The sequence below is a fragment of the Lacipirellula limnantheis genome, assembly GCF_007746075.1.
In the GTDB taxonomy this organism is placed as follows: domain Bacteria; phylum Planctomycetota; class Planctomycetia; order Pirellulales; family Lacipirellulaceae; genus Lacipirellula; species Lacipirellula limnantheis.
The window spans coordinates 4,498,780-4,522,303 of the sequence record NZ_CP036339.1 but is presented as its reverse complement, the minus strand read 5'-3'; the positions used below and the strand labels follow the sequence as shown (position 1 = coordinate 4,522,303).

Below are 23,524 nucleotides of genomic sequence, written 5' to 3'. Positions count from 1 at the left end.
CTCGGATGAATATTGGGAAACGCCACGGGCTGCAGATTTTGTCGTTGGTCGCGCTGTTCGCCGTCCTCCATGCCGCACGCGTGCGCGCCGAGGTCCCCCCTGCCCCGGCCGGATACAGCAGCGAGACGGCGATCAAAGCCGCGTTCTTCGCCGGCTTACTGAAGACGATCGACGTCAATCTGCCCGTTCCGGCAGCGGTCAAAGTGGAAAAAGGCATCGAATACGGCAAGGGGGGGGACGTCGCGCTCAAGCTCGACCTCTACCAGCCGGCGGACGAGGGCAAGTCGGACGCCGCGCTCCACCCGGCGATCATTTTCGTTCACGGGGGCGCCTGGAAGGGAGGCAACCGCGAGATTTATCACTACTATTGCGTCAAGCTTGCCGAGCAGGGCTACGTCGTCGCCACCGTCTCGTATCGCCTGAGCGATGTGGCGCCCTTCCCGGCCGCCGTGCAGGACGTGAAGTGCGCCGTGCGCTGGCTGCGGGCCAACGCCCAGCGGCTGCACGTCGACCCGAACCGGATCGCTATGGCAGGGGGCTCGGCCGGCGGGCATCTCTCGATGATGGCGGGCTACGTCACCGACCAGCCGGAGCTCGAAGGAACCGGCGGCCATCCCGAAGTGAGCAGCCGCATTCAGGCCGTGGTCAATCTCTACGGCCCGACCGACCTGACCACCGATTTCGCCCGCGACAACGACGTTGTCGTCAAGTTCCTCGGCGGCGAGTCGTACGCCGACGACCCCGACCTCTATGCCCAGGCCTCGCCGATCACGCATGTCTCTGCCGACGACCCGCCGACGCTGATCTTGCACGGGTCGATCGACACGGTGGTGCCGATCTCCCAGGCCGAGCTGCTGGTCGACAAGCTCAAGGCGGCGGGCGTGCCGCACGAGTACGACCGCGTCGAGGGGTGGCCCCACACGATGGACCTTGAAGCGAACGTCAATCGCCACTGCCTGGCGAAGATTGAGGAGTTCCTCGACAAGCATTTGCAGGGCGACGGGAAGTAGTCGCCAGGCTGGCGGGCGGGCGTTGCTGGCGAGTTCCGCCGCGGGGCATGCTTTCGCCAGAAGTGCTGCCTCGTGTCGCCTACTGTCGCGCGCCCCGTTCTTGGCGACAGATAGCATAAGGGCTGGCAGGATAAGAAGTTCGAGTGACGTTTTCGCGAGATGGGCGACGCGACAGGGCGACAAGGAGGCGAGAATCGTGGCCACTAAATTGGCGGCAAAAACGTGGCAAGAATCATTGCAGCTCATCGGTTAACACTGCTTGCGACGGTAAAGGTCTTCATCGGCCTCCGCTCGACATCTCTGTCGACTTGCTGCGGTGCGTACGCCCCGGCGCGTGGCATCTGACACCGACGGCGAGGATGGTCGGTTCGACGCGACTCAGAGCTGCGGACCTTCAAGCAGGACGCTCCTCGCCTGCTTCTCGCATGCTGACTTTCAAGGCATCTGGTCGCTCACGATTGCCTAGCTTGCTTACCGTCTTTTTGAGCTCTCGCCTGTCGCGAGGGCGGTTGTGTACCTCACACGACCGCCCTCGACAGGGGCGGTCCCTTTGGAAAGGAACGTCCCATGAACTGCTCAGCAATCGTCGTTGCTGATGACGCCCCTCCCCTCCCCTGGCAAGCCTCGTTCGTCCAGATGCTGCCCACGATCCGGCGCTACGCACGAATCGCCTTCCGTGAACTGGCCCCCGAAGAACGCGAAGAGGCGATCCAAACGGTCATCGCTTCGGCTGCGGTCGCCTATGCCGGGCTGGCGCAGGCGGGGCGAGCGAAGCTCGGCTACGCCACGCCGTTGGCCCGTTACGGCGTGCGGCGCTATCGATCCGGGCGCTTGACCGGAAGCCGTGACAATGCGGCGGACGTCGGCTCGGTGAAATGCCGGCTGCGCGGCTGTCGCACCGAACCGATCGACTCGATCGCCCAGTCCATTAGCGACTACCGACGGGCAAGTCCCGCGGAGATGGCGGCGCTGCGGATTGACTTCAGCCAGTGGTACGGTTCGCTCTCCCGTCGTGATCAGCGCGTGGTCCACGCGCTGGCGCAGGGGGAACGGACGAGCGCCGTCGCGGAGCTCTGTCGGCTGACCGCCGGACGAGTCAGCCAGCTGCGGCGCGAGCTGCACGACAGCTGGCGGTTGTTCGTGGGAGATGCGGCTCCGAGTCCGTGCTAGAGCGCGCGGGAGGGCTGCCAGCGCCGGGGCGTTCGCTCTGGCGCTGGCGGCCGCCCTGCCCTCCCCTGAAGAGCAAGGGGGGCTTTGCTTAGCTATCAGCGACGAGACGTTTCGGTTCTCGGTGGAACTGGAGCCGAGGTACTCTTCAAGCGCACCGCTAGGTCTGACCAAGCGCCAAAGTAGTAGTTCGTGCCTCGGATATTTTGGCCCACTGGCTCACCGAATGGGCATGTAGCGGAAAAGAAGCACATGGCTTCGTAGGTTTCTGCTTCGGGCTCATATTCTAGCTAGGTTACGGGCGTAAGCGCGGGCGTAGTCATTGACCCGAACGGATCTAACGCCGACTCGGGAGAATCCCGTAAGTCCTTGCTAGATAAGAAGTACCGGAGGCCGGACTTGAACCGGCACGCCCTTGCGGGCACTGGATTTTGAGTCTTACGAATCCTTTTTAACAGGATGCGAACAGACTTCGGAGTGGCTACACGGTCGGGAGTTAATTGCATAGAATGCAGTCGATGATTCACGAGCCGATTGCGGTTCAAGTAGCAGTTTAGGTAGCAGCATCCAGCCAGCGGACTAATTACCCGCGTCGCCCCTGCCGCTCGTCATCCTCCAGTGACGGCGGCTCGGGGCGGGTTGGAACACTGGAGGTTCTAATGGCGAAGAAGAAGCCGAAGGCGACCGCGATCCCGCGTGTCGTGTTCTTTCCGACAACCATCATTGCCGGCGGCGCCCCTAATGAGGCAGACCAGCGGTGGACTGACATCTCGTCGATGTGGCCGAAGCCGCCGGCGGTTGTCGTCGGTGGGCGGCACCTACCGAAAGACATCGCCGCTGAAGTTGGCGTAGAGACTAGAACAATCGCCAAGTATGCGAAGCTCGCGGGGCTTCCTCCTCGCCCCCCTGGACGTGGTCTGGCGTTCTACACGAACGCAGAGCGAATCGCCATCCTGAAAGCGTTCGTCACCCACAGTAGCGGCGACGAGAAGCGGACTTGCGAGAAGCTCCTGGCAAAATAAACCCGAACGAAACCCGAACGGGAAAGCCAGAAACAAACTATTTTCGACCTAAACCCGAAAGTATACCGAACGGTCTGCAAAGGTATTTGCACGCTGTTTTTCTATCTGTTCTAACGCTTCGTAGGTGATGCGAAATCGGATCGCATCAGGTGAATAGCACCTCCTACGGAGTATCTGAAATGGCACCAGTCGCCAGCGAAGTCGGCATCGAAATTCACGCCGACCGCATGTACGACCTTCCAGCCCTAAAGAAATTGGGCTGGGGAGCCGCGGCTCTTCGCGTCGCTCGCCGTAAGCACGGTTTGAAGGTCTATCGTTCTGGACGCAAAAGCTGGGTTGAGGGAAGCGACCTCATCGCGGCTATCAAGGCGTCCGCTGTCGTCCCGGCTTAACCAACAAAATAAGCCGGCGCGCTCGGGGTGGAATTCGAGCGGCCGGCTAGGAGTAGAAGCACATGGATTCTAACAGTTTGGGCAGGGCAATCCAATCGCTCTGCCGTCTCGATCACGCTGGTTTGCTTGATGAGTACCTAGTCGACGTCGCGGAAGCGTCACGCGGTCCGCTGTCAGACCTCGACCGTCACCCCGAGTGGAAGTACACGGTCGCGAAGCTGTCGCGGATTGCCGTGCAGCTGTTCGGCGTGCCGGCTCACCAAGCCCGTGAAGTGGCGGTTCAATCGCTGCTGCCGGCGACGCGGCGAAGCATCGCATTAGATGTTCTCGACCAGTACGAGCAACGTCTCGACGAGGAGCAATTGAAAGCTCAGGCGGCACGTTCCATCCAACGATTCAATCGGAGGGTCGGAGCATGAGCACTGTTGCCGAAATAATTGAGCGTCAAGAGCACAACCGAAAGCGCGAGCGTGCTCACCGTTCGGTGTGGCGTCAGAGCGAGTGGGGGAATCTCTCGTTTCTGTATGTCGAGTCACCGCCGCCGCCATGCCCCTGCTGTCAAACCTGCGACGACTGCGACGACCTCCGCCGTTTGCTAGTGACGCGGCGAAAATACCCAATGCTTCCGCCCGACGCCATCAAGCAGATCGTATGGGCTGGTCTGCGAGCGGAAGCGGCGATGGTCGCCAAGTTCCAGGGAGGGAACCGTGCCTAAAGTTGCAGAACTGATTCTGACCGCGAGTAAGCCGGACGACCGTGGACGGCGTCTCATCGTGACCATCTTCGGCAAGCAGCAGCACCGCAGCACGTTCGACGTAGACGTTGCGTTCCAGCGACGCGACTGGCGAAACGAAGTTGTGAAGCTGCTGCGAGTTGTTCCGTCCGCGTACAGCGCGAGCGGTGGTGACGCGATGGAGACAGCGATTCACACCGACCTGGAAGAACGATTGCAAGCGGCAGTCGACGCGGCGGACAGCCAGCCTACCAGTTCACTCTGGCAACCAGAGGTAAAGACCATGGCAGAGATTGAGCACGCCACGACTGATTGGCTCTGGCCCCAGCACATCCCACTAGGAGCCATCAGCAACTTGAGCGGCGACCCTGGACTAGGGAAGTCGCAAATGACCTGTGACCTGGGAGCACGCATCACGAAGGGTTGGCCCATGCCACCGCTATCGGCGCCAGATGGGACGTACAAGCCCCGTGGCGTGTTGTTCATGAACGCGGAGGACGACCCGGCACGAACACTACGACCGCGGCTGGAAGCGGCTGGGGCGGACCTGCGGCGTGTCGCGTGCCTGCGTTCGATGCGATGCAGCCTGGACAATGAAGAGGAGCGACCCGTCACACTGCCGAGCGACCTCGCTGCGGTGGAAGACGTGATTCGCAGCCACGACGTTGCACTTGTCGTCATCGACCCGTTCGTTGCGTTCCTCGACGGCAAGCTCAACATCAACAACGACGGCGACGTGAGGCGATGCCTGGGGCAAGTGGCGGCAGTTGCCGAGAGCACTGGGGCGGCGTTTCTGCTCGTGCGGCATCTCAACAAAAAGTCGGGACTCAGTGCCGTCTACCGAGGCGGTGGGAGCATCGGCGTTACGGGTGCGGCTCGTGCCGAGTTCATGGTAGGCGTCGACCCTGCGGACCCCGAGGGACGCATCCTGGCGTGCGTGAAGAGCAACCTGGCGCCCGAGCCATCTAGCCTGCGGTTCCATATCGAGAGTCACGGCAGCACGTCTCGCGTTCGCTGGGGCGATACCTGCGACACCACGGCGGGCGACCTCTGTGCCAGTGGCAGCGACAAGCGGCAGGGAGGTAAGGCGGACGAAGCGAAGAGCATCATAGAGGACATGCTCGCCCACGGTCCGGCGCCATCGGCAGACGTTCTCCAGGCGTGCCTAGATGCCGGCGTCAGTAAGCGGACATTTAACCGCGTGAAGAAAGATATGGGCGTCAAAGCTCAAAGAATCGGGTTTGGCGATGAGGGAGAGTGGACCCTCTCATTGAGTGCCAACGGGTTCTATCAAAGCGAGTTTTAGCCAAAGGGTGCCATCAAAGGGTGCCATCGTGGCAACCTATGGTCCCTGAGAGAGAGTTAATGGCATCCTTTGAGTAAACCTAGGGATTTATCAAAGAGTGCCATGGCATCCTATGGAGCGAGTTCTCCATAGAGTGCCATCTGGCGACCTTCAAGGAGAAATAGCAATGCCCGATGACCCTATCGAACGATTCTGGCACGCCTGCATCGGCGAGTTTGCAGACCAGCGAGTGCTCCGCGCACTGGGCGAAGCAATCGAGTGGGTCAGCTTCGCGGAATCTTACAGCAGCCATCAGCTAGGCGAGCAGCCGGAACTAGACGACGCATTCGACGAAGCGCGGGCGGCGATCAGTCGGCTGCGGCGGATGCTGGGGGGCGAGTGAGGGCTGGTCGCAAAACGACCACGGGTCCCTCCTGCCACATTGGCCGGCGGGGCAGTACGGAAGAGCGTAACCCACGAGTAGTGTCGTCCTAAAGACAAACGACGGACCAATGAAGTCAGAAGAACAACAAATCCTCCTGCGGTGTCGCGAGCTTACATCCCTCCTGGAGGCGTCAGAGCCCCCTGCGTGGCAGGCGTGGGACCATCGCGACTGGGAAGTCGAGTACGAGCACGGGCCGCGTTATCTGGCGGGCAAGTGGTTCGGACCTCAGGACGAGCGGATGCGGATGCGCTACCGGCGAGCAGTTGATTCGCTCGAGCGCGCCGGATTGGTGACGACGCACCGGGAGTGGGGCGGGAAGCTGACGCACCTGGCGCTAACTGCTGCCGGCGTGGATGCGGCGGAACTTCTGGCGGCGGAGGGCGTCACCGATGGCTGACAAGTGGCAGGATGCCGAAGTCGTCGAACTGCCGGCGCCAATCATCCCCCGGGGCTTGTGTCCCAATTGCGGCGACGAAGGGCGCCTGATCATTCGCACGATGACCGGCGCTGATCGGTCGGTGACGCGTCGGTGCAAGTGTCCAGCGTGCTCGACGCTCTTCATCGAACTGCAATCGCCCCCGGACGAAAGCGACCTCGACGACTACGCCCCGTGGGTTGCCAACGGTTGGCAAAACTGAGGCGGCGTTCTGCGAAGATGAAGGCTGATGGCAGACCTTGAACATTCGGAGCCAAAAGAAGTGATTCAACAAAACTACATCAGAGCCAGTTCGCTCGATATCGAGCAGCTCGAAGAGTTGCAGGCAGCCGGAACTGTCGAAGTCGATGGCGGACTTTACACCGTTTGGAATTCTGACGCGGCCGGCGACTTGTGGCTGAAGCGCATCGAAGCGGCGGCCGAGACGAAAAGCATTCGCGAAAGTTTTCCTGAGCTCTTCGCAGTTGAGGCTGACGACGATGCTGAGTGAACTTGCCACCATCCCCGCGCTGCTCGGTTTGGGCGACGTGGCGGTTGTCTCGACTGCCGACGTGCCGGCCGTGCCGAGTGCGTGCCTTTATGGCTTCGCCTTGCCCGCTGGCTCGTCGCCTCTCGACGACCGACCGCTTGTGGCGCTCAACATGGCGAGTATCGAAGCCGACGCGCTACCGGGACGCGTAGGGGCTTGTACGCGGTCCGTGCTGATTCACGAACTTGGACACGTCGCCGCGGTGAAGCCGGTGGAATGGTCGCCCATCGATCGCGAGTTCATCGGCGCCGACATGCCGGCGTTCCGCTCGCGGTTGCTGGCGAAGTCCGCGAACATTCCCGAGCCGCCGATTGACGCTCCCGACGCTCACCATGGCGCCCGGTTCCTGCGAGCGACGCTGCACGTTTACGGCCGGGCTCAGCAACTCGGCATCGAAGCGGTACTCAGCGAGATCGTCGGCGCCGTCGGCAATGGCTGGCTGTCGCCCGAGGTCGACTATCTGCGAGTTCTCCAGGGGGAGATTCACGCCATGCGTGGCGAGTCGTTCGCGACGATCTTGGCGACTCCGCCGCCCGAGGCGTTTTCCGAACTGTGGCAGGCTGACGTGGCCCTTTATCACCGAAACGAGCAAGCCCGATGCGATTACTTGCGAGAGCGACAGGAGCGATTAGCGAAATGTTAACCACCACCGAACCCCACCCGTTCGCTGCCCGACGCGCCAACGTCCGGCGCCAGATTGCCGAACTACGGATTCAAGCCGAGCGGCATAAAGAGATTCAAGCGGCCATTCGTCGCGTTGATGCCGAAGTCGACCAGGCCGAAGAATCTCACGAGCAAGCTTGCCGACCGATTCAGGACGAACTGGCGGTGATTCGCGGCGAGCAAGTCGACGTCACAATCGCCGGCAACGACCTCCCGGCCGAGCGCGAACTGCGTCGTCAGGAACTTATGGCGATCATCGACGTCGAAAATGAAAAGCTTCGCGAAGCCGTTCGCCGTGCGGACGACAAGCGGGCGGCGCTGCAACATGAACTGATCGTCGTCGGCGCCAAGATGAAGACCGTTGGCGGCGACAACGAGCAGACGCTCACGAACAAACTCGCGGGCGAACTGGCGCGACCCGAGCAAGTCTGCCAGCTTTATGCCGCCAAGAGCGCCGGTCACTGGGCGACCGCGCGCCGGGAAGCTGCTGCCAAAAACGTCGAAGCCACGACGGCTCTGGTCGCTCGCGGTAAGCGTGGCGAATTCTCTGACCTAGATAGCCTGGAAAAGCGACTGCTGCGGCATCAAGCCGAGTTAGACGCGGCCTACGAAGCCGAGCGGCTAGCGGTCGAGCATCAGAAACAGCTACGCGAACAAATCATTGCCGAATAACCCTTTCAGAAGCCGGCCTAACCCCGTCGCGGTTTCCTCCATGGCCGCGACGGGGCGGCCGGTGGGCTTTAATCACACAAGGATAACCGAAATGACCGAACTTGAAGTTAAAAAGTGGGCCGCCGACGCGGCTGTCGTCCTCGTCCGCGACGAAGCTCGCAAGCTTAACCGCGCCCATATCGAACCACTGCGGGCGACTCTCCAGCGACAGGGGGAACGCGCCTCGACGCTGGACCGCGACGAGCTGCAACGGTACGAGACATTGCAGGCGACGTTGAACGAATCGGCCGAGAAGCTCGTTGCCGAAGCGGCGAAGCTGGCGAAGAAGATTGCAAAAGAAGAGTTGGCGACGGTTTCCGACTGAGCGCCGCATACTCCCCCGGCCCCTTTGGATTTTCAGGCCGGGGGAGGTTTAACACTCCGAGTCGGTCCCGGTCCGTGGCGCAACAGCCGTTCGCCGCTGCGGGTCGGGCCGGTTTAATCCACAACGCGGTTTTGAGTTTTCGCCGCCGAAGTGGCCCCCGTCCTCGTTGGGCGGGGGTAATTTTACAACGAGACGGCAATGGTCGGATTCATCGTCAACATCAACGAAGAGCGCCGCTGGGGCATCATCGCCAGCGAGGGGCAGAACTTCCGGTTCTTTTCGGATGACCTGCCGGAAGATATCCAGTTCAGCAGCCGCGAAATGATGCGGGTTGTGACGTTCGACCCGCACTACAGCGACCGCGGGCGTAAGGCTACGAAAATCAGGAGCAAGTGATGAACGGAATTGAAGCTGGCAAAGCTTACGTCAAGTTCCTACTCGACGACAAAGACCTCAAAAAGAGTCTCGCGACCGTCGGCGCCAAACTCCAAGCCGTCGGCAAGGTGGGAGCGGCGGCGGGCGGGGCGATGGTCGGAGCGTTCGCAGGCGCCACGGCGGCGTTCATCGAAGCCGGCTCCAAGCTCGACGACCTGGCACAACGTAGCGGCATCTCTGGCGAAGCCATGAGCGGTCTGTCGTTCGCGGCAAACCAGACCGGCACGGAGATTGAAACGCTGGCGTCTGGCGTGGCCAAGATGCAAAAGAACATCGCCGCGGCCGCTGACGGCAACGGCACGTTCGGTCGGACGCTGGAAGGTCTCGGCGTCAGTCTCACCGAACTGCGGGCGCTCAATCCCGAGCAGCAGTTCTTGAAGATTGCCGACGCCATTAGCAAGGTGGAAGACCCGACGCAGCGTGCTGCACTGGCACAAAAGGCGTTCGGCGGCGCCGGGCGTGAACTGCTGCCGATGCTCGCGCTTGGCGCTTCGGGCATCAACTCGCTGACGGCGGAAGCCGAGCGGCTTGGAATCACGCTCGACAATCAGACCATCGCAGCTGCGGACGAACTTGGCGACTCGCTCGATATCGCCAAACTCCAGGTTCACGCCATGGCGGTTCAGGTCGGAGCCGCGGTGGCTGGTCCGCTGACTGACTTCCTTCAGACGATGCAACCGATTATCGCCAGCATGGTCGACTTCATCAAAACGCATCCGGAGATGGTCAAGTCGATCGCGGCAATCTCGGCGGCGCTGGCGGTGACCAGCGTGGTTGCCATCGGCGTCGGCAAGGCGTTTACGTTCCTGAGTCTACATCCGGTGGTCCGGACGATTATCGTCCTCACGACGGCGGTGGTCGCACTCAACGAGGCGATGAAGGCGCTAAGTGATTGGGCGACGGACACGCCAGAACTTCGGAAGATGAAAGAAGACCTCGAAGGGGCTCGCGACGCACTGGCGGAGATGGACGCGGCGGTTGGCAACAAGCCCAAGCCGGTGGCTCCGAACATCGACCAGATGCAAGCCGAGACGCTGCGAATCCAAGCCAACGCGGAGGCGGGGATGCGGGATCTGTTGCCGACGATTTCCGCTCAACTGCCGTCAACCGATATCACGTCGAGCATCGGCGATAAGGCGGCTGACGGCATCATGGAACTTGTGAAACTGGCGACGCAAACGCTGGGCGTCGAGCAAGGCATCTTGCGTGCTGTTGGCGGCGGATTCGTGGCGGGAGTCGAATGATGGACCTGCAACGCCTGAAGATTGCAGCCGAGCGACTGTGGAACTGTCAGGACCAGCAAATTGCCCACGACCTAAGATTCTGGACCGAAGAGCAGCTATTCGATTTCGCGTCGAGCCTGATCGGCGGTCCCGAGTTCATATCGCCTTACTCGACAGACGAGCTAATCAAGCTGCTCGCGGCGACGCAGGTTCTGCGGGAACTTCGGCGGCGGGTGGAAGTGCTGGAGATGGAAAGCGACGTTCTTTGAAATTTCGACCGCACAGGATGCGTCAGGGCGCGCGCTCTCAGGTCGGCAAAGGCAATCACACCGGCAACCGTCCGATTGCGTGAGCGTGGCGCTGCGGGGCTTTAATGCAGCGTTGACATTTTCGGGGCGTTGGGGGATAGTTGGGGCGTCGAAAAGGTGTGGCAAATTTGCCACCAAGCTATCGACCCGCCTTAGTAAGCGGTTTCAGAGGACAACCTGATGATTTCTAAATCTGACCGTAGGCCCGGCCGCGTTGCCGCGCACCCAAGCTGTGATCCGCGTTGGCGGGGAGCAAGGTGCGTGGGGGAGTCTCTGAACTCCTTACTAACAGCGTTGCCGGGCCTACGGTCATTTTGTGCGTCGTCGGGTTGTCGGCGGTCGGTGGGGAAATCGGAGGTGGTAAATTTGCCACCTCCGGTCGAACTGCCGGCCGCCCCTTATCTGCCTGACGGCGCCGGGAAAGGTTTCCCATGGTCATGCTGGCCGTCCGCGAGTTGCACCATCGCCCCGTCGAGTGCAACGCCCGAGCACTGCTGTTTAAGTCGCAAACCGCCCTTGAATCCAATCGGCTAATCGAAGCCGGCTGTCATCTTCGCGAAGCCGTGCGGGTGTTCCTGGCCGCGGAGTGTGAGTACTGGGGCGTGAAGTTCGCAAAAAAGAAGTGCCGGCGGACACCCGGCGAAATGGCTCACGCTCTACGCAAAGCCGGTCAACTTGAGAAGTTCGGATTCGATTGGCTGGAAGAGATCGTCGGCTATGCGAACACGCTCGCCCATTGCGGGTTTGTTCGTCCGTCGCTGATTGCAACCAGCCTGGAGATCATGCACATGTTTTGCGATGGCTCGCCGTACCTTGTTCAGCCGAAGGCGGGAGGGCGAGTATGAGCCAGATTTCAGAGTTCGTCGAACGCTACATTGCCGCCCGCGACGTTTCCGATCTTTACGCCAAGCGGCTCACCTGGACCAGCGATCGACTGGCGACGTTTGCTCAAAGCGATTCGCTGGAGGACTGTTTCAACGAGATCCTGGTGAATCGGTTCCTGTCGTCGTGGCCGTCGGAAACGTCACCCCGCACGGTGCGAAGCTACCGCAGCGACGTGCTGGCCTTGTGGAACGCGGCGGCGGACCTGGACCTCGTGCCGTACCCCGTGCCGCGGAGAATCAAGCGGCCGAAGTGTCCGGCGCTCGTCATCGACTGTTTTACCGTGGAGGAGGCGAAGGCGATTCTAGCTCAGTCCCACAAGTGCAAGCCCTACCCCATGAAGACGGGCGTTTGCCGTCGGGTTTATTGGCCGGCCGTCATCGCCCTGGCGTGGGATACGGGCTTGCGGCGGGGCGACGTGTGGAACTTCCGCAAGAGTTGGATTCGCGACGATGGCTCCGCTCGCGTCATTCAGCAGAAGACCGGGCAGTCTGTCACCGTCCGGTTGCATCCGTCGACCATCGAACTGTTGAACCGCATCCCGTTCGATCAGGCGACACGCTGGCCGGGAGGGGCTAACTGTCCGCGGTTCTGCAAGCAGTTCAAGGACATCGCCCGATCGGCGGGAGTGTTTCGCGGGACGTTTAAGTGGCTGCGACGTGCCAGCGGCAGTTACGTCGAATTGGTGCAGCCTGGCGCCGGCGGCAAGCACTTGGGGCATAGTTCGCCCCAAGTGTTCGGCCAGCATTATGACGCACGGTTGACGAGTGCCGCGGCGCCAATGCCGCCAACGTTGCGGGAGGAGTCGAAAGCGGCGCCAGTTGTCGAGTTCAACCCAGACGAGTTTGCGTTTCTGTAGCGATACCCCGTCGTGGGCAGGCGGCGGGAATCCTAACCCCCTGGAGGAATGATGAGCGAAGAAATCAAAGTACACATCTGCCGACAAAAGGGCAGAACGAATCTAGCGATGAGGTACGTCGACCCTGAGACCGGCAAGCAAGTCTGGCGGACGAGCGGCACGGCGAACCACACGAAGGCGCTCAAGGCGGCTGCTGTGTGGGAAGCGGAGTTGCGGGAGGGTCGATACCAGAAGCGTCAGCGGATGACGTGGGAGGCTTTCAGAGACCGCTATGACGTTGACGTGCTGGACGGCATGAAGGAAAGCACGGCGGGCAACTACTCGGCGACGCTCAATGTATTCGAGCGGACCGTCGCCCCGCAGCGTCTCGCGGATTGCACCACGGCGAAGCTGACGGCGTTCGTGGTCGCGCTCCGCAATCAGCATCTATCGGCGGCGACCATCGCACGGCATCTGCGGCAACTCAAAGTGGCGTTCCGTTGGGCTCATCGGCAGGGGCTGCTGCTGACGCTCCCGCAGTTCGACCGCATCAAGCAATCGAAGGGCGCCCGTGGTCGCGCGGTCAGCGGCGAAGAGTTCGACCGGATGCTCGCTGCTGTTCCCAAGGTTGTAGGCGAAGCGGCTGCGGAGTCGTGGCGGTTCTATCTGAGGGGATTGGATGCGTCAGGATTGCGGCTCGCGGAATCCCTGGTCCTACGGTGGGATGATGCGCCCGACGCCATCGTGGTCGACTACAGCGGGCGTCACCCCATGCTGCGGGTCGATGCGTCGGCGGAGAAAGCGAACACCCACCGGACTCTGCCGATGGCGCCCGAGTTCGCGGAACTGCTGGAGACCGTGCCGATGGACCAGCGGCGGGGGCGAGTCTTCCAACCGCTGACGAAGGACGGGCAACCCTACGCCCCTACGCGCGACTCGATTGGTCCCGTGGTGTCTGCCATCGGCGAGAAGGCGGGCGTTATCGTCGGCACGCGAACCAAGGTCGACGGCGACGGCGATCCTGAGACGGTCAACAAGTTCGCCAGTGCTCACGACTTAAGGCGGGCGTTTGGCTTCCGCTGGAGTCGTCGCGTTATGCCGCCAGTGCTCAAGGAACTGATGCGGCACACCGACATTGGGACCACGATGCGGTTCTACGTCGGCGTGAACGCCCAAGCGACCGCCGATGAGTTATGGCGGGCGGCAGGTAGCAAGCTAGGTAGCAGGGGCGAAAATGAGCCATTCGCCAAGAGCGGGCAATCGACGTAAGTCGTTACCCAGTAAGTACCGGAGGCCGGACTTGAACCGGCACGCCCTTGCGGGCACTGGATTTTGAGTCCAGCGCGTCTGCCAATTCCGCCACTCCGGCTGAGGGGCCCGACCGTGGGTCGGAGGCATCTCATTAACTTACGTTGAATGGCGCCGGCGTCAATTGGCGCCGGGCGAATTCAGTCGTCGAATCGCCGGCAGCGGTGGGGTAATGCCGTGGCAACGCCGGGGAAATGCCGAGGCGGCCGGGCTGGGCGGCATTCAGGCGGTTCCCCGAACTGTCCTACCACAGGTGCTCCACCCGCGCGGTCAGTCCGTTGAGCATGATCGTGTCCGACGCCCCGCCGTAATGGCTCGTTTGCACGGCATCGATGTACTCGGCGGTCGTCACGGCGTTGAACCAGAACGACTGCGTGTACCCCGCCGCAAACCGCCAGCGGCCGCGCGGGCCCACCCAGGCCAGGCCGACTTCGTAGTCGAGCAGCGTCGTGATGCGGTCTTCTTTCCAGTTCGCTTGGACGAGCGTGGCGTCGAGGTCGTCGTTGAACATCGAATACGTCGACCGGTAGCTGCCCGCCAGCGGCGAGAGGCTCGTGCGGCCGTACAGCGAAAAGCCGCGGCTGCCGATGTTGCGTCCGCCGTCGAGGGCGAACTTCACGCCGCCGCCGTTGAAGTCGACCGTCGAGTTCGTGTTGACGACGCCGACGACGTCGAAGTCGCCGGTTTGAAAGAACGACTGTTCGAGCTGACCGTAGCGCAGGCCGACGCCGCCATTGATCCAGTACTGCTGGCCCTGTCGCAACCGCGTCCGGTACTCCAGGTCGCCAAGTTGAAAGTCAAATTCGCTCGTGGCGTTGACGCCGGCGTCGGCGCCAAGGATGCCGATATTCGGCGCTTGCACGAGCGAGCCAACCTCGCCGGTTACCCCGAGTACGGTGGGCGGGCCAAGGCTGCTAGAGGTGTCGCTTTCAAAAAAGGTGTACGACGCAGCAATGCTTGAGTGCGCACTGACTGCCATGTCGCCCCCGATCCGCACCCCGGGTTCGTAGTCGAAGTCGGTCGACGCAATTTGTCCGAAAGGGACCGTTGGCAAGAACTGTTGTTGGGCGTGGACGACGTCGAGTCCCGAAGGCTTCAGATAGAGAAACTCGCCGAAGAATGAAAACAAAATAGGCAGCGGCTGTTGTTGCACCGCCGCCGCGATGGGGGCGCACGGCACAAACGGCACGCCGCACGCGCCGTAAGGCTGGGGGGCGCCGCCGATCGCCGATTGCCATGGCACGACGCCGGCGACGGTCGACGCGCCCATCATCGGTTGCCCGACCAGCGGCTGGCCAATCATCGACGGACCAACCAACTCTGGCTGCTGCTGGACGATAATCGGGGGCGTCTGCGGCACGTCGCCGATGGCGTCGAGATGAACCGCTCCGTCCGAGCCCATCATCACTTGCGCGGCGGCGCGCTCCCACCCACCGGCCAACGCCGCCGCCGCGATCGCGCACAGGCCGAACGCGCAGCCGCGTAGCAGCGCTCGATGCTGGTGGAGTTGATGAGTCATGGCGGCTCAGCGATCAACAATTGGGGGGGGCGCAGAGCGCATGGACCGACGCCGTCGGACGCCCGACTGGAAGACTTTAATAGAAATCGCGCGAATTTCGGTCAATGCCGGAAGTCTAGCGCAAGCACGCGCTTGGGATGAGGTAGCTCCGCAGATATGCTGGATCGCATGCCCGCGCCGCGCGACAACGCCGACCTCCCCGCACGACTCCTCGCCGCTTGGCCTGCGCAGGCTTGGCGCGACGTCCATGTACTGGTCGCCGTCTCGGGCGGGGCCGATAGCATGGCACTCTTGCGGGCCATCGCGGCTGCCAAGCAGCAAGTCGCCGGCGCCGGCCAACTCTTCGTCGGTCACGTCGATCATTCGCTGCGGGGCGCCGAGTCCGCCGGCGACGCCGAATGGCTCGCCCAGCAGTGCCGCCAGCTGCAGGTTCCGCTATTCATCGAAAAAGCCAATGTCGGCGCCATTGCCGCAGTCCGGGGCGACGGCATGGAAGAGGCGGCCCGCGCGACCCGCTACGAGATGCTGACGCGGATGGCCGAAACGCTCGGAGCCCGCTTTGTGGCGCTGGGCCATCATCGCGACGATCAGGTCGAAACGATTCTCTTCCGCCTGCTCCGCGGCTCGGGCCTCCGCGGTCTCGCGGGCATGCCGGCGACGCGAACTCTTTCGCCAAGCGTCGCGATCGTGCGTCCCCTGCTCGCGGTGAGCCGCGCGGAGATCGAGTCGTATTTGCAAGCTCTCGGCCAGCGATGGCGCGAGGATGCTACCAATTCCGACGCGGAAATCGCGATGCGCAACGCCATTCGTTGCGACATTCTGCCGTTAATCACGCAGCACTTTGGTCCCAGCGCGACGCCCGCCCTCCTGCGCGCAGCCGAGCAAGCTGCCGAGGCCGAATCGCTAATCACGGCGCTCGCGGCCGACTTGCTGCAAAGCTGCCACCCGCGACTGGAGCGCAATGCCGCCAGGCACGTCACCGAGCTTCGCCTGCACGTCGTTCCGCTTGCCAGCCAGCCCCCGTTGCTAGCAAGCGAAGCCCTCCGCTTGGCTTGGCGCGAAGCGAGATGGCCCGAGCAGGCGATGACCCGTGCCTGGTGGCGACAGCTGACCCACTTCGCCCAGTCTCCGGAAATCGCGTCGCCGCTCAATCTGCCCGGCGACATCCGCGCCGTCCGACCCGAGCCGGCCGTGCTATCGCTGCGTCGGGGCGTATTGTCTTGACCGACGCCGCCCGCCGCATCTACTATCCGCCGCTTAGTTTACGCCGATATTGCCGCGTTCGGTCCGGCGCCTCGTCATGCGGAGCAGCGCGAAGAATCTAGCGTCTCAAGCGTGCGTCCAGATTCTTCGCGGCGCTCAGAATGACGCGCGGCCTTGCCGTCCAGGCGCTTGTTCGCGCGTGACAATCCACAACTCGTTCCTCATGGCCAAAGCAAGGAAGCTGCCGCCATCGTCAGTCGCTTAGTCAACGCCTGTTGGTCCGTTTTCAAGTTCGCCGTCGGCCTGGCCCTGGTCGGCGTGGTGACGATCGGTCTCTACATGTACGTCCGCATGGACGACGAGATCCGCCGTCACGTCGAAGCTTTCCTCGGCGAGCGCTATCCCCATCTGGAAGTGAGCATTGGCGGCGCTCGGCTGGTCGAGGGCCGCGGCATCATTGTATACGACGTCGAACTTGCTCCGCGCGGCGACCGCCGGCCCCATGACGAGCTGCTCATCGTCGACGAGCTCCTCGTGGTCTGCGACGTCGAAATCACCACGCTCGTCCGCGGCGTCCCGCCGATTCAACGCGTCGAAGTCAAGAATCCTCATCTCTGGCTCCGCCGTTCGGCGGAAGGCGTTTGGAACTTCGATCAGCTCCTGCCTCGGCATCCCGGCGGCATGCCAGTTCCGCCGATCGTCATCCGCGGCGGCGAGGCGACGCTCACCAGCGAGTTCGCCCCCGACAGCCAGCCGATCATCCTCCGCGACGTCGATCTCACCATCAGCCCCACCGCCCCAGCCGCGGCCCCGGGCGGCTGGCCCTCGCTCAAAATCGAAGCCACCGCCGTCGGTCCGCAGCTAAAGCAGCTCGAGCTCCACGGCACGCTCGATGGCCCGCAGCAACTCGTCACGGCCGCGGCGACGATGCAAGGGATCCAACTCGACGAACAACTCGTCGCCTGGATCCGCCCTGCCCTGCCCGCCGTGGTCGCCGGCACGCGGCTGAGCGGCGTCGTCGACGGCACGATCAACGTTACCTGGCAACGCGGCGTCGCGGCGGCGCCGGCCGGCGGAGCGACCTTCGCCCTGCGCAACGGCCGCGTCGAAGACCCCCGCCTCCCCCGACCGATCACCGAACTCGCCGCCCGCATCAAACTCGACGCCGCAGGAATCAAGGTCGAGGACCTCACCGGTAAATGGGGACCCTCGACGCTCGGCCTCGCGCTCACTCGCCAAGGTTGGGCCCCCAACGCCGGCATGGCCGTCGCGGCCCGCATCGACAACGTTCCGCTCGACGACGAGCTCTATCGCACCCTAGCCATGGCTGGCAATCCGCAAGCAGGCGCCGGCCTGAAGCTCGCCAACGTCCTGCGCGAAGAGTGGGACAAATACTCGCCGCGCGGCATCGTCGACGCGACGCTGCAGGCCTCGTTTGACGGCGCCAAATGGTCGCCCGTCGCCACGCTCGTTGGCCGCGAGCTCTCCTTCGAATCCGACAAGTTTGCTTATCGCCTCACGGGCGGCGCCGGCTCGCTCACCTTCAAGGCGGGCGCCCCGCCGCAACCCCCCATGCTCGACGTCAATCTCTACGGTCTTGCCGGCGAGCAGCGGGTCAACATCGTCGCCCAAGTCGTCGATCCCAAACCGGGCGCCGCGGGCTGGGCGCAGATCTCCGGCGAGAATCTCGAAGTCGATGAACGCCTCATCGCCGCCGTCGACCAGCGCATCGAAATCGCGTGCAACGGCAAGGCCCGCGCCGTGCTCGCGTCAATTCATCCCGCCGGCAAGTTTAATCTCGACTATTGGCGCATCGATCGCCCGCAGCCGTTTGCCGAACCGCGGATCACCACGCAGCTCACCGTTACCGACGGCCGCGTTAATTACGACGGCTTCCCCTATCCGCTGCAAAAAATCAGCGGCGTCATCACCGCCGAAGGCAATCGTTGGACCTTTGCGAACTTTCAATCCGGCGGCCGGCGGACGATCGCCGCCCATGGCCACCTGATGCCAACTCAGCCCGGCGGTCCGCATGAGCTCTGGCTCCATTTCGAGGGCCAGCACGTGCCCCTTGACGAAGGGCTCTTTTGGGCCGTCCCCGAGGCCGTTCGCAACGGTTGGAAAATGTTGCAGCCCAACGGCTCGATCAACGTCAAAGCCGACGTCAAACAGCTGCTCGGGTTGGGGGCTCCCGCCTTCGGCGTCGTCGTCGAACCCCAGCCCGGCGCCACGCTCCGGCCGCAGTTCTTCCCCTACTTCATGGAGGAGGTCCAGGGCGTCATCACTTATTTCGACGGCAAAATCACCGTCGAACGCCTGACTGCTCGCCACCAGGATGGCGTCACCCTCGGCGCCAATGGGCGCGGCTCATTCAACGGCGACCATGGTTGGGAGTTCGTCCTCAGCGGTCTGTGGGCCGACGGCATCAAGGTCCGCCCCGCGCTGATGACCGCCCTTCCGGAAAAGCTGCGCCGCCTCATCGACTCGCTCCGCCCCAGCGGCACGTTTGGTCTGCACGGCAGCGAGCTCGCCTTCCGCCAGCCTGCCTCCGCGATCGCTCCGCTCGAGACGACCTGGGATCTGCAGCTGGAATGTCATCAAACCGATCTTCATTGCGGCATCGACGTCGAAGGCGTCACCGGCTCGGTCCGACTCGTCGGCAGCTCGAACCAACAACAGAGCTCCAGCGCCGGCGAACTCAATCTGGAGAGCGTCGCGTATCAGGGGATTCAACTCACCAACGTCAAAGGCCCCATGTGGGTCGACGAGAGCGAATGTCGCTTCGGCAAATGGGCCGCCGAGAAGACCAACCAGCCCGAACGCTCCCTTTCAGGCGCCGTTTACGGCGGCGCCATGCTCAGCGATGGCTGGGTCCAATTCGCTCACACTCCCCTCTACGCCGCCGAAATCTCCGTCGCCGGGGCCGACCTTAATCGTCTGATGGTCGAGCGTTTCGGCGGACGCCAAAGCTTCAAGGGCAAGATCGACGGCAGCGTCCGGCTCAAGGGCGAAGGCCCCTCCCTCGCTCGACTCACCGGCGACGGCAACGTCCATATTCGCGAAGCCGACATCTACGAGCTCCCGCTTCTCGTCAGCCTCCTGAAAATCCTCCGCTACGGCGCACCCGACAGCAAAGCGTTCGATGAGAGCAACATCGAGTTCCTCATCAACGGGCCCCACATCGCCCTCAATCGCATCGACTTTCTCGGCGACGTCGTCGACCTGTACGGCTACGGCGAAACCGGCTTCGACGAGCACGTCAAACTCGCCTTCCGCGCCGAACTTGGCCCGCGCGAGTACGCGGTTCCGTTTGTAAAGAAGTTCGTCGGTCAGACGAGCGGCAACCTGATGCAGCTCTACGTCGACGGCACCCTCACCGAACCGAAGGTCGCCACCGAGGCGTTCCCCGGCTTCAACCAAATGATTCAGCAAATCCGCACCGACTTCGAAGCCGGCGGCGGCCCCGTCGCTCGCGAAGCCGCCAGAACCGACGCCTTCGGCCGGCCGTTAGGCAGGTGATTTTATCCCCCCTCCCTCGCAGGTAGGGGGCAGGGAAGGAATTCCCGACGCCACTGTGCAAAATAACCAATGACCAAGCCCCAATGACCAATCCGCGTTTCTACCACTAACAATGGTCTTCCCCCTTGTCATTTTCTGCCCCCCGGCCTCTCGCCTCTGATCTCTCCCCAGGAAAAACCTATTCTTTAGCACTACCTAGCCCCGTTCATTCCATTCCTCTCGGAGGCGCAGATCATGAACGTCAGCGCAACCACCGGAGCCTTCGCTAGCGCCGCCGGCGCCCCCCTGTCGCAACTTGCGGGCGCCGAGACCGAACGAGCCGCCAAAGATTCAGCGGTCCAGCAGCGTCATGCGAACTCGGAAGCCAAATCCGAAAGCGCCGCCGGCATCGGCGAGACTGAACATGATCAAGAAGCGTCCGAACGCGACGCCGACGGCCGCCGCCTCTGGGAAGCGCCGCCGGAAAAACGGCACCAGACCCCAGGGGATCCGCTCGCAGCCATCGAACAACGCCAAGTCAAAGACCCCACCGGCATCGCCGGCAACGCCCTCGATCTCACGGGCTAATGTTGCACCTACTCGGAGTGTGCCACCCGCCACTCCACGATAGAATAACGAACCACGCGCGCACCAAGCGCAAATCGTGACGCGCCAAAATCCAGCATCCAGTAACCAGCATCCCCCATTCCCCATTCCCCACTCCCCCATCCGCCTTCCCCCTTCGTCATGCTCTTCACCAAAATGCAAGGCGCCGGCAACGACTACATCTATGTCGATTGCTTCAGCCAGTCGATCCCGCCCGACCCCGCGGCCCTCGCTCGCGCCGTGAGTGATCGCCATTTCGGTATTGGCGCCGACGGCCTCATCCTCATCTGCCCCGTCGACGGCGCCGACGCCGAGATGCGGATGTTCAACGCCGACGGCTCCTACTCGGAGATGTGCGGCAACGGCATCCGTTGCGTCGCCAAGTTCGTCCACGACCACGGCATCGCCGTCCGCGATCAACTGAAGATCACTTCCGCCGGCAAACCATTCCTCCTCGACCTCGAGCTCCGCGCCGGCAAGGTCGAACGCGTCCGCGTCGACATGGGCGAGCCGATCCTCACGAGCAGCCAGATTCCCACGACGCTCCCCGGCGACCCGCCGGTCGACGCCCCGTTCGAAGTCGCCGGCCGCACGCTCTCCGTCACTTGCGTCTCGATGGGCAACCCCCACTGCGTCACCTACGTCGACAGCGCGACCGACGAGCTCGTCCTCGGCGTCGGCCCGCAGATCGAAACCGATCCCCGCTTCCCCAAGCGAACCAACGTCGAGTTCATCGAAGTCCTCAATCGCGAAACGGTGCGCCAGCGCACCTGGGAGCGCGGTTCCGGCGAAACGCTCGCCTGCGGCACCGGCGCCTGCGCCGTCTGCGTCGCCGGCGTCCTCACCGGCCGCACCGACCGTCGGATCACGTCGAAGCTCCTCGGCGGCGACCTGCAGCTCGAATGGGACGAAGCCACCAACCACGTTTTCATGACCGGCCCCGCCACAGAAGTCTTCACCGGCGACTGGCTGGGATAAAATGCGTGTCATCCTGAGGAAAGCGTGTCATCTTAAGCGCAGCGAAGGATCTAGAATCTCGTTCGGCTCGCTAGATTCTTCGCTCCGCTCAGAATGACCAACAACTGACCACTGACAAAAACCATTCGTCATTCGGATTTCGTCATTCGTCATTCCTGACTTCCCCTTTCCGCTTTCCGCTCTCCCCTTTAGATCGGCTCCAAGGATGGACCCCTCCCCTCGCAAAGCTCGCAGTCGCACGCCTCTCTGGATGCGCGCCGCCAGTCTCCTCTCCGCCGGCGGCGTGCGCGCCTGGATGAGCACGCTCGAATACCAGGCTCTCTTCTACGACCCGCACGTCGACCCGATCCACGGCGTCGGCGGCCCCCGCATCTACGTCTTTTGGCATGAGTACATCCTCATCCCCCTCTACATGCGCGGGCACTGCAACCTGACGATGCTGCTGAGCAAGCATAAGGATGCAGACATCCTGTTTTACGTCGCCCATCACATGGGCTTCGAGTGCGTCCGCGGCTCCACCTACGGCGGCGCCACCGAGGCGCTGCTGGAGCTCTCGCGCCGCGGCCAGCACATGCACCTGGCGATCACCCCCGACGGCCCGCGCGGCCCGCGCCGCCAACTTGCCCAGGGCCCCGTCTACCTCGCCTCGAAGCTCGGCCTGCCGATCGTCCCCTTCGGCATGGGCCTCGACCGCCCCTGGCGCGCCCGCAGCTGGGACCGCTTCGCCGTCCCCAGGCCCTTCTCCCGCGCCCGCGCCGTCGTCGGCCCCGAAATCCACATTCCCCCTGGCCTCACCCGCCCCGAGCTCGAAGAGCGCCGCGTGGGGGTCGAGACGCTCTTGAACCAACTCTGCCACGAAGCCGAAGCCTGGGCCGCCACCGGCGAGCGCCGCGAAGGCGCCGTCGTCGTCAAGCGCCAAGGCATCGACCCAACCCGCGCGGCCCAACGCCGCGAGCAGCGAGCGGACGCAACGAACGAACTCGTACCGCCGCCAAGCCTCACGGTCACGCCGCCAACTCCCCGCGTCGCCGGCTAACGATAGCCATCGCCTTTTCTCTACGGCCAAATTCCCACAAGACTCAACTTTCGAGCGCAAATTTTGCGCTTAGCCAGCGATCAATCTCAACGCGTTCGCGAAGATTGACGACGGCGTCCGACTCCCAGTCGACCACCAGCAGCGGGAGCGATTCGCCAATCGCCAGGAACGCGTACGTCACCGCGGACAGATCGTCATCCCCTTCCAGGTACAAACTGACGCCCAGCGCTGCGATCTTCCCTTCCTGCTCGTAGCCGTAAACGAACGCCTGGGGCGTGATGCCGAACGAGAACCCTTCACGGACGCTTTGCGACTCAATGCCCGCTGGCATGTGGGGCGCCAATGAGTAGACCTGCACTCCCGTACAACTCCGCCAGGTGCGCGCTTCTCTCAAGGCTTGGAGATCGAGACCTAACGACGGCAATCCTGGGAAACGATCTCGCCGCACATAAAGTTCGTTCCAGCCGCTGCCGTTCCAGTGATTGATCTTAAACTGTCGCACCTCTGCCACGAGCGCCGCGATTTCGGCGCGACGTTCAACCTGTACAAACTCAATCTGCCGCCAAGCGTCTTCGTGCAGTTGCATGTCGTCCGTCGCCGCATCGGCGTTGACCTCATGCAATGGCGGCAACTCATCGCAAATCGTCGCAAGAGAAAAGCTGATCGAAGTGACGTCAAGGCGTTGCAACTGACCATCCGACGTCGCGCGTGGAGAAGACTCTCGTCGGAACTGCCTGAACAGGCCGACGACAAGTCCGATGACAACGACTGCTGCGATGACGATCACAGCTAGTACGACGAGCAGTGAAATGCCCAGCTTCAGCATGTATGCCTCCTTGCATCATTCCGCTCAAGGGGAGGTTTCCCCTAGCACGACGGCGCTATTTCGACTCAAAAAACTCCACCGCCCCGCTCTTCAAGTCATACATCGACACGACAGTCTTAGTCTTCCGCACCTTTTATAACTCCTGC

27 protein-coding genes and 1 tRNA gene are annotated in these 23,524 nt (G+C 62.8%); 25 read left to right on the top strand and 3 right to left on the bottom strand.

From position 1 onward, the window contains the following. The first annotated feature begins 5 nt into the window (after nt 1–5). The 20 genes from I41_RS17485 to I41_RS17390 all read left to right on the top strand — a co-directional run bounded on the left by I41_RS17485 (nt 6) and on the right by I41_RS17390 (nt 13,673). Entirely contained in the window at nt 6–1,010 is a 1,005-nt protein-coding gene (locus tag I41_RS17485) for an alpha/beta hydrolase (protein ID WP_210420983.1), read from the top strand. Between the two features lie 567 nt (nt 1,011–1,577). Continuing rightward, complete coding sequence (locus I41_RS17480) at nt 1,578–2,180, top strand: hypothetical protein (RefSeq protein WP_145434193.1); 603 nt, start codon at nt 1,578–1,580, stop codon at nt 2,178–2,180. A 656-nt stretch (nt 2,181–2,836) separates the two neighbouring features. Next, nucleotides 2,837–3,199 carry a MerR family transcriptional regulator gene (locus tag I41_RS17475; RefSeq protein WP_145434192.1) on the top strand — a complete coding sequence of 121 codons (363 nt, stop codon included), beginning with the start codon at nt 2,837–2,839 and terminating at the stop codon, nt 3,197–3,199. Between the two features lie 179 nt (nt 3,200–3,378). Beyond that, nucleotides 3,379–3,591 carry a hypothetical protein gene (locus I41_RS17470; RefSeq protein ID WP_145434191.1) on the top strand — a complete coding sequence of 71 codons (213 nt, stop codon included), beginning with the start codon at nt 3,379–3,381 and terminating at the stop codon, nt 3,589–3,591. Between the two features lie 62 nt (nt 3,592–3,653). After that, nucleotides 3,654–4,010 carry a hypothetical protein gene (locus tag I41_RS17465; RefSeq protein ID WP_145434190.1) on the top strand — a complete coding sequence of 119 codons (357 nt, stop codon included), beginning with the start codon at nt 3,654–3,656 and terminating at the stop codon, nt 4,008–4,010. Next, on the top strand, nt 4,007–4,306 hold the full coding sequence (locus tag I41_RS17460) for a hypothetical protein (protein WP_145434189.1): 300 nt from the start codon (nt 4,007–4,009) through the stop codon (nt 4,304–4,306). The genes I41_RS17465 and I41_RS17460 overlap by 4 nt, the downstream gene beginning before the upstream one ends. Next, nucleotides 4,299–5,630 carry an AAA family ATPase gene (locus I41_RS17455; protein WP_145434188.1) on the top strand — a complete coding sequence of 444 codons (1,332 nt, stop codon included), beginning with the start codon at nt 4,299–4,301 and terminating at the stop codon, nt 5,628–5,630. The genes I41_RS17460 and I41_RS17455 overlap by 8 nt, the downstream gene beginning before the upstream one ends. A gap of 166 nt (nt 5,631–5,796) precedes the next feature. Then, entirely contained in the window at nt 5,797–6,012 is a 216-nt protein-coding gene (locus tag I41_RS17450; RefSeq protein WP_145434187.1) for a hypothetical protein, read from the top strand. A gap of 109 nt (nt 6,013–6,121) precedes the next feature. Then, nucleotides 6,122–6,451, top strand: a complete 330-nt coding sequence (locus tag I41_RS17445) for a hypothetical protein (RefSeq protein ID WP_145434186.1) — start codon at nt 6,122–6,124, stop codon at nt 6,449–6,451. Further along, the gene (locus I41_RS17440; protein ID WP_145434185.1) at nt 6,444–6,692 is read left to right on the top strand and encodes a hypothetical protein; all 249 of its coding nucleotides are present in this window, start codon (nt 6,444–6,446) and stop codon (nt 6,690–6,692) included. The genes I41_RS17445 and I41_RS17440 overlap by 8 nt, the downstream gene beginning before the upstream one ends. 27 nt (nt 6,693–6,719) lie before the next feature. Then, nucleotides 6,720–6,980: a hypothetical protein gene (locus I41_RS17435; RefSeq protein ID WP_145434184.1), complete on the top strand. Its 261-nt coding sequence runs from the start codon at nt 6,720–6,722 to the stop codon at nt 6,978–6,980. Next, complete coding sequence (locus I41_RS17430; protein ID WP_145434183.1) at nt 6,970–7,662, top strand: hypothetical protein; 693 nt, start codon at nt 6,970–6,972, stop codon at nt 7,660–7,662. The genes I41_RS17435 and I41_RS17430 overlap by 11 nt, the downstream gene beginning before the upstream one ends. After that, nucleotides 7,656–8,354, top strand: a complete 699-nt coding sequence (locus I41_RS17425; RefSeq protein ID WP_145434182.1) for a coiled-coil domain-containing protein — start codon at nt 7,656–7,658, stop codon at nt 8,352–8,354. Before I41_RS17430 ends, I41_RS17425 begins: the two co-directional genes overlap by 7 nt. A gap of 91 nt (nt 8,355–8,445) precedes the next feature. Next, complete coding sequence (locus tag I41_RS17420; protein ID WP_145434181.1) at nt 8,446–8,718, top strand: hypothetical protein; 273 nt, start codon at nt 8,446–8,448, stop codon at nt 8,716–8,718. A gap of 198 nt (nt 8,719–8,916) precedes the next feature. After that, nucleotides 8,917–9,114 (top strand): hypothetical protein, encoded by a 198-nt coding sequence (locus tag I41_RS17415; RefSeq protein ID WP_145434180.1) that lies wholly within the window; start codon nt 8,917–8,919, stop codon nt 9,112–9,114. Then, nucleotides 9,114–10,397: a phage tail tape measure protein gene (locus tag I41_RS17410; RefSeq protein WP_145434179.1), complete on the top strand. Its 1,284-nt coding sequence runs from the start codon at nt 9,114–9,116 to the stop codon at nt 10,395–10,397. The genes I41_RS17415 and I41_RS17410 overlap by 1 nt, the downstream gene beginning before the upstream one ends. After that, on the top strand, nt 10,397–10,645 hold the full coding sequence (locus I41_RS17405; protein ID WP_145434178.1) for a hypothetical protein: 249 nt from the start codon (nt 10,397–10,399) through the stop codon (nt 10,643–10,645). The genes I41_RS17410 and I41_RS17405 overlap by 1 nt, the downstream gene beginning before the upstream one ends. Before the next feature lie 470 nt (nt 10,646–11,115). Next, entirely contained in the window at nt 11,116–11,529 is a 414-nt protein-coding gene (locus tag I41_RS17400; protein WP_145434177.1) for a hypothetical protein, read from the top strand. Continuing rightward, nucleotides 11,526–12,425, top strand: a complete 900-nt coding sequence (locus I41_RS17395; protein WP_145434176.1) for a tyrosine-type recombinase/integrase — start codon at nt 11,526–11,528, stop codon at nt 12,423–12,425. The genes I41_RS17400 and I41_RS17395 overlap by 4 nt, the downstream gene beginning before the upstream one ends. A gap of 108 nt (nt 12,426–12,533) precedes the next feature. Further along, nucleotides 12,534–13,673, top strand: a complete 1,140-nt coding sequence (locus tag I41_RS17390) for a tyrosine-type recombinase/integrase (RefSeq protein ID WP_168206973.1) — start codon at nt 12,534–12,536, stop codon at nt 13,671–13,673. Between the two features lie 16 nt (nt 13,674–13,689). Here I41_RS17390 and I41_RS17385 read toward each other — a convergent pair. Both I41_RS17385 and I41_RS17380 read right to left on the bottom strand, forming a co-directional pair. Then, a tRNA-Leu gene (locus I41_RS17385) sits at nt 13,690–13,773 on the bottom strand. Nucleotides 13,774–13,956: 183 nt separating this feature from the next. Next, the gene (locus I41_RS17380; protein ID WP_145434174.1) at nt 13,957–15,231 is read right to left on the bottom strand and encodes an Lpg1974 family pore-forming outer membrane protein; all 1,275 of its coding nucleotides are present in this window, start codon (nt 15,229–15,231) and stop codon (nt 13,957–13,959) included. A 168-nt stretch (nt 15,232–15,399) separates the two neighbouring features. Here I41_RS17380 and tilS point away from each other — a divergent pair, with 168 nt between their 5' ends. The 5 genes from tilS to I41_RS17355 all read left to right on the top strand — a co-directional run bounded on the left by tilS (nt 15,400) and on the right by I41_RS17355 (nt 22,552). Then, nucleotides 15,400–16,455, top strand: coding sequence for a tRNA lysidine(34) synthetase TilS (gene tilS / locus I41_RS17375; RefSeq protein WP_168206972.1), 1,056 nt, complete (start codon nt 15,400–15,402; stop codon nt 16,453–16,455). A 153-nt stretch (nt 16,456–16,608) separates the two neighbouring features. Beyond that, entirely contained in the window at nt 16,609–19,953 is a 3,345-nt protein-coding gene (locus tag I41_RS17370) for a hypothetical protein (protein WP_145434172.1), read from the top strand. A gap of 234 nt (nt 19,954–20,187) precedes the next feature. Then, nucleotides 20,188–20,520 (top strand): hypothetical protein, encoded by a 333-nt coding sequence (locus I41_RS17365; protein WP_145434171.1) that lies wholly within the window; start codon nt 20,188–20,190, stop codon nt 20,518–20,520. A 159-nt stretch (nt 20,521–20,679) separates the two neighbouring features. After that, nucleotides 20,680–21,516: a diaminopimelate epimerase gene (gene dapF, locus I41_RS17360; protein ID WP_145434170.1), complete on the top strand. Its 837-nt coding sequence runs from the start codon at nt 20,680–20,682 to the stop codon at nt 21,514–21,516. Nucleotides 21,517–21,721: 205 nt separating this feature from the next. Next, complete coding sequence (locus I41_RS17355; RefSeq protein WP_145434169.1) at nt 21,722–22,552, top strand: lysophospholipid acyltransferase family protein; 831 nt, start codon at nt 21,722–21,724, stop codon at nt 22,550–22,552. A gap of 43 nt (nt 22,553–22,595) precedes the next feature. Here the strand turns inward: I41_RS17355 and I41_RS17350 are convergent, their stop codons facing one another. Then, complete coding sequence (locus I41_RS17350) at nt 22,596–23,378, bottom strand: hypothetical protein (protein ID WP_145434168.1); 783 nt, start codon at nt 23,376–23,378, stop codon at nt 22,596–22,598. Between the last annotated feature and the right edge of the window lie 146 nt (nt 23,379–23,524).

Bases quoted from the DNA above. Each gene is read 5' to 3' on its own strand.
- I41_RS17350 (WP_145434168.1), bottom strand. From the start codon at position 23,378: ATGCTGAAGCTGGGCATTTCACTGCTCGTCGTACTAGCTGTGATCGTC.
- I41_RS17355 (WP_145434169.1), top strand. From the start codon at position 21,722: ATGGACCCCTCCCCTCGCAAAGCTCGCAGTCGCACGCCTCTCTGGATG.
- I41_RS17475 (WP_145434192.1), top strand. From the start codon at position 2,837: ATGGCGAAGAAGAAGCCGAAGGCGACCGCGATCCCGCGTGTCGTGTTC.
- I41_RS17435 (WP_145434184.1), top strand. From the start codon at position 6,720: ATGGCAGACCTTGAACATTCGGAGCCAAAAGAAGTGATTCAACAAAAC.
- I41_RS17485 (WP_210420983.1), top strand. From the start codon at position 6: ATGAATATTGGGAAACGCCACGGGCTGCAGATTTTGTCGTTGGTCGCG.
- I41_RS17480 (WP_145434193.1), top strand. From the start codon at position 1,578: ATGAACTGCTCAGCAATCGTCGTTGCTGATGACGCCCCTCCCCTCCCC.
- I41_RS17445 (WP_145434186.1), top strand. From the start codon at position 6,122: ATGAAGTCAGAAGAACAACAAATCCTCCTGCGGTGTCGCGAGCTTACA.
- I41_RS17470 (WP_145434191.1), top strand. From the start codon at position 3,379: ATGGCACCAGTCGCCAGCGAAGTCGGCATCGAAATTCACGCCGACCGC.
- dapF (WP_145434170.1), top strand. From the start codon at position 20,680: ATGCTCTTCACCAAAATGCAAGGCGCCGGCAACGACTACATCTATGTC.
- I41_RS17420 (WP_145434181.1), top strand. From the start codon at position 8,446: ATGACCGAACTTGAAGTTAAAAAGTGGGCCGCCGACGCGGCTGTCGTC.
- I41_RS17390 (WP_168206973.1), top strand. From the start codon at position 12,534: ATGAGGTACGTCGACCCTGAGACCGGCAAGCAAGTCTGGCGGACGAGC.
- I41_RS17400 (WP_145434177.1), top strand. From the start codon at position 11,116: ATGGTCATGCTGGCCGTCCGCGAGTTGCACCATCGCCCCGTCGAGTGC.
- I41_RS17465 (WP_145434190.1), top strand. From the start codon at position 3,654: ATGGATTCTAACAGTTTGGGCAGGGCAATCCAATCGCTCTGCCGTCTC.
- I41_RS17415 (WP_145434180.1), top strand. From the start codon at position 8,917: ATGGTCGGATTCATCGTCAACATCAACGAAGAGCGCCGCTGGGGCATC.
- I41_RS17440 (WP_145434185.1), top strand. From the start codon at position 6,444: ATGGCTGACAAGTGGCAGGATGCCGAAGTCGTCGAACTGCCGGCGCCA.
- I41_RS17460 (WP_145434189.1), top strand. From the start codon at position 4,007: ATGAGCACTGTTGCCGAAATAATTGAGCGTCAAGAGCACAACCGAAAG.
- I41_RS17365 (WP_145434171.1), top strand. From the start codon at position 20,188: ATGAACGTCAGCGCAACCACCGGAGCCTTCGCTAGCGCCGCCGGCGCC.
- I41_RS17380 (WP_145434174.1), bottom strand. From the start codon at position 15,231: ATGACTCATCAACTCCACCAGCATCGAGCGCTGCTACGCGGCTGCGCG.
- I41_RS17395 (WP_145434176.1), top strand. From the start codon at position 11,526: ATGAGCCAGATTTCAGAGTTCGTCGAACGCTACATTGCCGCCCGCGAC.
- I41_RS17450 (WP_145434187.1), top strand. From the start codon at position 5,797: ATGCCCGATGACCCTATCGAACGATTCTGGCACGCCTGCATCGGCGAG.
- I41_RS17425 (WP_145434182.1), top strand. From the start codon at position 7,656: ATGTTAACCACCACCGAACCCCACCCGTTCGCTGCCCGACGCGCCAAC.
- tilS (WP_168206972.1), top strand. From the start codon at position 15,400: ATGCCCGCGCCGCGCGACAACGCCGACCTCCCCGCACGACTCCTCGCC.
- I41_RS17405 (WP_145434178.1), top strand. From the start codon at position 10,397: ATGGACCTGCAACGCCTGAAGATTGCAGCCGAGCGACTGTGGAACTGT.
- I41_RS17410 (WP_145434179.1), top strand. From the start codon at position 9,114: ATGAACGGAATTGAAGCTGGCAAAGCTTACGTCAAGTTCCTACTCGAC.
- I41_RS17430 (WP_145434183.1), top strand. From the start codon at position 6,970: ATGCTGAGTGAACTTGCCACCATCCCCGCGCTGCTCGGTTTGGGCGAC.